Annotated in this window: 10 protein-coding genes; all 10 read left to right on the top strand. The window is 46.1% G+C overall.

All coding sequences use genetic code 11. The features are described from left to right. The coding region (locus tag CCU_RS01510) for a putative DNA modification/repair radical SAM protein (protein WP_208895895.1) at nucleotides 1-1,303 on the top strand (1,303 nt) is incomplete at its 5' end. An 11-nt stretch (nucleotides 1,304-1,314) separates the two neighbouring features. Then, nucleotides 1,315-2,085, top strand: a complete 771-nt coding sequence (locus CCU_RS01505; RefSeq protein WP_308936792.1) for a TIGR03915 family putative DNA repair protein — start codon at nucleotides 1,315-1,317, stop codon at nucleotides 2,083-2,085. 123 nt (nucleotides 2,086-2,208) lie between these two features. After that, complete coding sequence (gene rpsF, locus CCU_RS01500) at nucleotides 2,209-2,499, top strand: 30S ribosomal protein S6 (protein ID WP_015533308.1); 291 nt, start codon at nucleotides 2,209-2,211, stop codon at nucleotides 2,497-2,499. A 16-nt stretch (nucleotides 2,500-2,515) separates the two neighbouring features. Beyond that, a complete protein-coding gene (locus CCU_RS01495) occupies nucleotides 2,516-2,968 on the top strand; it encodes a single-stranded DNA-binding protein (RefSeq protein WP_015533307.1) in 453 nt (150 codons plus the stop codon). Between the two features lie 17 nt (nucleotides 2,969-2,985). Next, a complete protein-coding gene (gene rpsR, locus CCU_RS01490) occupies nucleotides 2,986-3,249 on the top strand; it encodes a 30S ribosomal protein S18 (RefSeq protein ID WP_015533306.1) in 264 nt (87 codons plus the stop codon). A 129-nt stretch (nucleotides 3,250-3,378) separates the two neighbouring features. Further along, on the top strand, nucleotides 3,379-4,296 hold the full coding sequence (locus CCU_RS01485; protein WP_015533305.1) for an ABC transporter ATP-binding protein: 918 nt from the start codon (nucleotides 3,379-3,381) through the stop codon (nucleotides 4,294-4,296). Then, nucleotides 4,289-5,059, top strand: a complete 771-nt coding sequence (locus tag CCU_RS01480; RefSeq protein ID WP_015533304.1) for an ABC transporter permease — start codon at nucleotides 4,289-4,291, stop codon at nucleotides 5,057-5,059. Before CCU_RS01485 ends, CCU_RS01480 begins: the two co-directional genes overlap by 8 nt. Before the next feature lie 147 nt (nucleotides 5,060-5,206). Further along, complete coding sequence (gene glnA, locus CCU_RS01475; RefSeq protein WP_015533303.1) at nucleotides 5,207-6,538, top strand: type I glutamate--ammonia ligase; 1,332 nt, start codon at nucleotides 5,207-5,209, stop codon at nucleotides 6,536-6,538. 112 nt (nucleotides 6,539-6,650) lie between these two features. Beyond that, nucleotides 6,651-7,202, top strand: a complete 552-nt coding sequence (locus CCU_RS01470) for an ANTAR domain-containing response regulator (protein ID WP_070098466.1) — start codon at nucleotides 6,651-6,653, stop codon at nucleotides 7,200-7,202. Between the two features lie 25 nt (nucleotides 7,203-7,227). After that, a partial coding sequence (dapF, locus tag CCU_RS01465) for a diaminopimelate epimerase (protein ID WP_208895894.1) occupies nucleotides 7,228-7,978 on the top strand: 751 nt, incomplete at its 3' end.

Below are 7,978 nucleotides of genomic sequence, written 5' to 3'. Positions count from 1 at the left end.
GTACTGTCTGAACCGCAGAAGCAATGATGTGCCAAGAGCGACATTTGAACCGGAGGAGCTGTGCGATCTGGTCATAGAGTTCTACAAGAGGAATTATATAGAAGGGTTGTTCCTGAGTTCCGGTGTGCTCAGGGATCCGACATACACCATGCAGAGGATGTGTGAGACTCTGTATCTTCTCAGGACGAAGTACAGGTTCAATGGATATATCCATGTGAAGACCATTCCGGGGGCATCGGATGAGCTTATAAGCATGGTGGGATATTTAGCGGACAGGATAAGTGTTAATATGGAGCTGCCGACTGAGGAGAGTCTGAAGAAGCTTGCCCCGAACAAGAGCTTTGACACCATACTTGATCCCATGGGCAAGCTGACCAGAACTATAGAATCTCACAGACTGGCGGTGGGCAAGACTGCGCGTATGGAGAGGAGCGGTATCAACAGATACCTTACTGGAAGCATATTCAACGAGAAGAATCTGCAGAAGGATCTGACTGCATACAAAGCAGAGCTGGCAGGGCAGGAAAGACATGGTGCTCTGCAGATGTCAGCAGCAGAGGCACTCACAGATGGAATGACCTCTGATAAAAGAGACATCGGTGCTGCCTCTTCGCCCCTCCCTGTCATGTTTGGAGATACAGACAGGAGACAGGCATTTGCCCCGGCGGGACAGAGCACACAGATGATAGTTGGAGCCAGCGGAGAGTCAGATTACACGCTCATACACACAGCCCAGAGACTGTATCAGCGATACGATCTGAAGCGTGTGTTCTACTCCGCGTATATACCGATCAACGAGGACTCGGCACTCCCTGCGTTGGATACGGCGGTTCCATTGCTCCGTGAGCACAGATTGTATCAGGCGGACTGGCTGCTCAGATATTATGGATTCCACGCTGAGGAGATATTGTCTGAGAACGAGCCGAACCTCGATCAGAGAATGGATCCGAAGTGCAACTGGGCAGTGAGGCATCTTGACCAGTTCCCGGTGGAGGTGCAGACGGCACCGTATGATCTGCTTCTCAGGATTCCCGGCATAGGGCCGAAGTCGGCGGGCAGGATAGTGAGAGCCCGCAGATACGGAAGTCTGGATTTCGATAATCTGAAGAAGATGGGGGTGGTGCTTAAGAGAGCACATTATTTTATAACGTGTGGCGGACGTATGATGTACAGGATCCCTATAGAGAGGGATTACATTGTCAGGGAGATGACGGATCTGAGCCGGGGAGAGAACTGGCAGGCATCACACGGCAATGAACAGTATAGACAGATGACTTTATTTGATATAGGAATGAAGGCGTGAAGGTGGAAGTTATGGACAATATGAAGGTTTTCACATGCAGGGACAGATATGACGATATGGCTACATGCATATATGAGGCGTGGAGTATGGCACTGCAGGTCGGACACGACCATGTGATGCTTATGAAGGAGCCTGTGGAACAACTGGATATGTTCGCTGACTATATACATGTCGAGCCGGATGCGGACAAGGTGCAGAAGTTTACCCGGTCTGTGAAGAAGGTATCCTGGCTGGTGTACCGCAACGTATTCAATGCACTATTGTCGCATCAGGAGGATGCACTGGACACTGTGTACAGATATCTGATACTGGCATTTGCCGAGGGCCGAAAGGTGGAACATATGCTCATAAGTCCGGAGGTGATGCGTATCATGGAGCTTGGGCGGAGTGTGAGCAACGAGGCACATCTATTCAGGGAGATAGCCAGATTCACTGCTGTCCAAGGGCGGGTGTATGTATGTCATATAGAACCAAAGGACGATGTTGCGCTTCTTGTCGCCAGTCATTTTGCGGACAGGATGCCGTCAGAATACTGGCTGATAGTGGATGATGGCAGACGTTACGCCGTGGTGCATCCGGTGGATTCGGATATGTATGTGAGGCGGCTTACAGATCAGGAGATGGAGACGCTGGGCAGTGCAGAATATATGGAGGATGATTACACAGATATGTGGAGAACATTCTTCAGCGCGGTGAGCGTGGAGCAGAGAGAGAACTACAGATGCCAGAGAAGCATGTTCCCTTTGTGGTCGAGAAAGCATGCTACAGAATTTTTGGGATGATCATAGAAAAAATGCTTGAATTGGCTGGAAAAATATGATAGTATCTGAACTTGTGATGTATTAATCATATTTTCCTTGCTCACAGATGACTGTGGGCCAGAGACCATAAGGAGGTGCAATGTAATGAACAAATATGAATTAACTTTAGTTGTTAGTGCAAAGATTGATGAGGAAGCCAGAACAGCTGTAGTTGATAAGGTTAAGTCTTATATTGAGAAGGCTAACGCAACAATTACAGAAGTTAACGAGTGTGGACTCAAGAAGCTTGCTTACGAGATTCAGAAGATGGGCGAAGCATACTACTACTTCATTCAGTTTGATGCAGAGGCTGGAGTTCCAGCTCAGCTTGAGGCTAACATTCGTATTATGGAATCAGTTCTTAGATATCTTTGCGTTAGATTAGACGCCGAGTAATAGGAGGTATTCTATAATGAACAAGGTAATATTGATGGGTCGTCTCACAAGAGACCCGGAAGTTAGATATTCACAGTCAAACACAGGTGATGGCCAGATGGCTATTGCAAGATACACATTGGCTGTAGACAGAAGATTCAATAGAAATGGCGACCAGAGTGCAGACTTCATCGGCTGCGTTGCATTTGGCAGGAGCGCTGAGTTTGCAGAGAAGTACCTGAAGCAGGGAACGAAGATTGCTATAACAGGTAGAATCCAGACTGGAAGCTATACGAATAAGGATGGTAACAAGGTGTACACAACTGATGTTGTTGTTGAGGAGCAGGAGTTTGCTGAGAGCAAGGCTGCAAGCGGACAGGCATCAGGCAGTGGATATCAGCCAGCAGGAAGACCGGCACCTGGCAATGCAGGAGCTGAGGGCTTCATGAGTATACCGGAAGGTATTGAGGACGATTTACCATTCAAGTAAAATAGGAGGTAAATACAATGGCTTACAATAAGACTGATAGAGCTGACGCTCCAATGAAGAGAAGAAATATCCGTAGAAGAAAGAAAGTCTGCGAGTATTGTGCTAATAAAGAGGCTGTGATCGATTACAAGGATTCAAACGCACTCAGAAAGTATATCTCAGAGAGAGGTAAGATCCTTCCAAGAAGAATCACAGGAACATGTGCTAAGCATCAGAGAGCAATCACAATTGCTGTTAAGAGAGCTAGACAGATCGCAATATTACCATACGTTCAGGATTAATTCTTATCATTGATAAGTATATAAAGGACCCGTTGTTCAGCTATGTGCTGGATGACGGGTTTTTGTGTAAATTCATAGAATATTATTTCCTGTAGGCGTATTTTATGAGGACAGAAAGGTGGGGGATAAATGGCAGAGAATGATGTGAGAGTAAGCGGACTCACGAAGACATTTGGAAAGAATACTGTTTTGTCCAATGTCAATATATCTCTTGAAAGGGGGAAGATATATGGCTTTATAGGACAGAACGGGGCAGGAAAGACTACCCTGATCAATCATATCAATGGTCTGTTGTTTCCTGACGAGGGAGAGATAGAATTATTTGGCGCCAGTGACAGCAAGGGGCTGGTGAATGCCAGAAAGAGGATAGGAACGGTGTGCGAACATGCCGGACTGCACGACAATTATAATGCTGTAGACAACATAAAGCTTAATATGAAGCTGAGGGGGATAAAGAACGACAAGCTCATCGAGCAGACCATAGCAAATGTTGGATTGCAGGGCGTTGGCAAGAAGAAGTTTAGGAATTATTCGATGGGAATGAAGCAGAGGCTGGCGATTGGCTGTGCCATGCTGTCAGGTCCGGATCTCCTGCTATTGGATGAGCCGATAAACGGACTTGATCCGGTTGGAATAGTTGAGATAAGAAATCTTCTCAAGCAGATAAATCAGAGATTTGGTGTGACGATACTTATATCCAGCCATATACTCACAGAGCTTCACGAGCTGGCAACGGACTACATAATGATAGACAGAGGACAGATCATAGACTGCCTCTCTGCAACGCAGCTTGACGCGAAGTGCCACAGGAGACTGAGATTGCGCACTAATGATGTGAAGAAGGTTCTTGATATACTTGCTATGAGATACAATATAGTGAATGTGTATGTGAATGGCGATGAGATAATCGTGGACCAGCCGGTAAACTCAGACGAGCTGGCATGGGTTCTCTACAATGAGAGGGTGTTTGTCAGTGAGTACCATCTCGAGGAGGAGAGCCTTGAGAACTACTTTATTCACAGGATAGGGGGTGCTCATTATGCGTGAACTGTTGTCGGCTGAATTTTATAAGCTGTATAAGAGCCTGGGCTTCAGGGTGTGCCTGATAGTTTTCTTTGTCCAGGATATAATATATCTGATCTCGGTGGGATTGGTTGGAGATATTCTCGGAATAGAACTCACGGGAGATTTTCAGTTCCAGTATCTGCTGGGCTCGTTTTCTGGAAGCTCAGTGTCCGGCATGCTGTTTGGATTTATTGCGGCATCGCTCATCACCAGCGATTACAAGTCTAGGGATATCCAGTGTGCGATAGCCCAGGGACACAGCAGGGCACATATAATGTTTTCGAAGATCATAGTATATATAGTGGCGATATGGATACTCTCTCTTGAGGACATACTTGTATATACCATAGGAGGATGCATTTGTGGAGGCTTTGGAAAGGCATTTACCCTGAATGTGGCGGGATATATGCTGAGATCGATAGCGTGCGAGGGCTTTGTGCTTACGATGTTATATATGACATGCGTATTCCTTGCATTTGCGTTGACGTCCAAGGCAGCGTCCGTATCCGTGAATCTGCTGCTGTTTTTCCTGGTGGATCTCGGCGTGCAGATCATGCCTGTGCTGTTCCAGTCGGATGTTCTGGAGAAAATACTGGGCTATATGCCGTTCAGCTCTGTGAGGGAGATGAGCCAGGTCGATATAGACTGGAGTCACGCGGGAATATCCCTGGCAGTGGCCGCTGCGTATGGTGCGGTGATGATAGTGGCAACGTGGTTGACATTCAGGAAGAGAGATCTTCGATAGAGAATTATGACAGAATATACATTTGCTCAACCGTTCATCTGTGTTGACAAAAGTTCTGTCAAAGTTTATTATAACTCTAGCTATGAGAAAAACTCATAGGGATTTACATGCAGAGGATCAAACAATGTGTAGAAAAGGAGTATAACGATGGGAAAATACACAAAGGAAGACATACTGAAAAAGGTCAAAGAAGATGATGTTGAGTTTATAAGACTTCAGTTCACAGATATTTTTGGTGACCTTAAGAACGTAGCGATAACCTCAAGCCAGATAGAGAAGGCACTTGACAACAAGATCATGTTCGACGGTTCTTCTATAGAGGGCTTTGCGAGAATTGAGGAGTCAGATATGTATCTGTATCCTGATTATGATACATATGAGACATTCCCTTGGAGACCACAGCAGGGAAAGGTTGCAAGACTTATATGTGATGTATATAAGCCTGATGGAACACCATTTGAGGGCGATCCAAGATATGTACTTAAGAGAGCTCTGGCTGAGGCAAAAGAGATGGGTTACACTATGAATGTAGGTCCTGAGTGTGAGTTCTTCCTCTTCCAGACAGATGAGAACGGAATGCCTACAACTAACACATACGAGAGAGCAAGCTATTTTGATCTCGGACCACTGGATTTCGGTGAGAATGCGAGAAGAGATATGGTTCTTACTCTTGAGCAGATGGGATTTGAGATCGAGGCATCACACCATGAGGTAGCTCCTGCACAACATGAGATAGATTTCAAGTACGGTGAGGCTTTGAGAACCGCCGACAACATCGAGACATTCAAACTGGTTGTAAAGACTATTGCCAAGAGACATGGTCTCTGCGCAACATTCATGCCAAAGCCAAAGTATGGCGTATGCGGTTCAGGTATGCATATGAACATGTCGCTCCAGAAGGATGGCAAGAACATATTTGCAGATGAGAACGATAAGCTCGGACTTAGTCAGGAGGCTTACTGGTTCATCGCCGGAATCATGGAGCATATGAAGGAGATGACAGCCATCACCAACCCACTTGTAAATTCATACAAGAGACTTGTTCCAGGCTATGAGGCTCCTATTTACATCGCATGGTCAGCAAAGAACAGAAGTCCACTTATCAGAATTCCAAGTGCACGTGGTGCAGGAACAAGAGTTGAGCTCAGATGTCCGGATCCAACAGCTAACCCATACCTTGCCATGGCAGTATGCCTTAGAGCAGGACTTGACGGAATCAAGCGTCAGCTTCCAGTTCCACCAAGTGTAGATACAAATATATTCAACCTCACTGCAGAGGAGAAGAAGACACGTCATATCCACAGCCTTCCTGCAAACCTCAGAGAGGCAACTCTTGCCATGAGCGAGAGCGACTTCATGAAGGAGGCAGTTGGTTCACACATCTTCGAGAGATATACAAGTGCCAAGATGGATGAGTGGAATGAGTACACAAGACAGGTTACAGACTGGGAGATCTCAAACTATCTGTACAAAGTCTGATCTTATACACGGACAATATAAAATGATGAGTAGTATAGGTAAGCGGAGCGAAAGGTCTGCTTACCTATATATTTGATAATAGCTATACATACACGATTGAGAGGGCTTTGATTTGGTAAATGTTATAATAGTTTTTCCGAAAATAGAGGAAGCAAAGAGTATAAAAAACCTGCTCATTCGCAATGGTATAAGTGTTACAAAGGTGTGTACAACCGGAGCCCAGGCGGCGCAGGCTGCGGATGCGTGTGACGATGGAGTCATAATATGTGGATATAAATTCCTGGATATGATGTATTCAGATCTTGAGAATTATATTCCGAAATATTTTGACATGATCGTGCTCAGCAGCAAGAAGAATTATGAGGAAGTCCGGGATAGCGGCGTGGTATGTCTGTCTATGCCGATAAAGTCCATGGACTTTGTGAATACCGTAAGTCTCACCATAGAGAATCTTCTGTGGGAAAGAAAAAAGAGAAAGTCCAGGCCAAAGGAGAGAACCGAGGAAGAGAAGAAGGTCATCAAGGCGGCAAAACTCAAGCTTATGCATGACTTTGAGTATGATGAACAGGGCGCTCACAGATATCTGCAAAAGAAGAGTATGGATAACGGTATAAATATAGTCGAGATGGCATATATGATACTGGATAATTCAGATTGTTTCTAAAACAGATCAAGAGGGAGGCTTTCTATTGCGATTCACGAAGATGGAAGGACTTGGAAATGACTACGTGTACGTGAACTGCTTCAGAGAAAAGGTGTATGATCCGGAGATCCTTGCCAGGCTTGTCAGTGACAGGCACAGGGGCATTGGGGGCGACGGACTGATACTTATAGGACCTTCGGCCAGGGCTGATTTTAATATGGATATATACAATGCGGATGGCAGCAGGGCAGAGATGTGTGGAAATGGCATAAGATGCCTTGGCAAGTATGTATACGACCATGGAATGACGGAGAAGACGGAATTTACTGTGGAGACACAGGCGGGTATAAAACGGCTCAGATGCATTCTGCAGGATGGAAGAGTGGTTGCGGTGTGTGTGGATATGGGCAGACCGGATATAGGTGCGGCTGTCGAGATGGCTGTTCTGCCTGATGAAACCGTGGATTTTGTCCGGGTATCCATGGGCAATCCCCATGCGGTTGTGTGGGTGGATGATATATATGTCTGCCAGATGGAGACTCTGGGGCCTGAGATGGAGGTGCATCCCATGTTCCCGAACAGGACAAATGTAGAATTTGTCCAGATCGTTGACGAAGATCATATGAGGATGCGAGTGTGGGAGCGCGGCTCCGGCGAGACATTTGCGTGCGGTACAGGCGCGTGTGCGGCTGTGGCGGCGGGGATAGCTGCCGGCAGGACGAGAGATTCGGTAAAGGTCTCATTGCTCGGAGGAACTTTGGATATTGATTACGACAGGCAGAATGAAACTATGTACA

This window comes from Coprococcus sp. ART55/1 (assembly GCF_000210595.1).
In the GTDB taxonomy this organism is placed as follows: domain Bacteria; phylum Bacillota; class Clostridia; order Lachnospirales; family Lachnospiraceae; genus Coprococcus; species Coprococcus aceti.
This window is presented reverse-complemented; position numbering and strand designations above follow the sequence as displayed.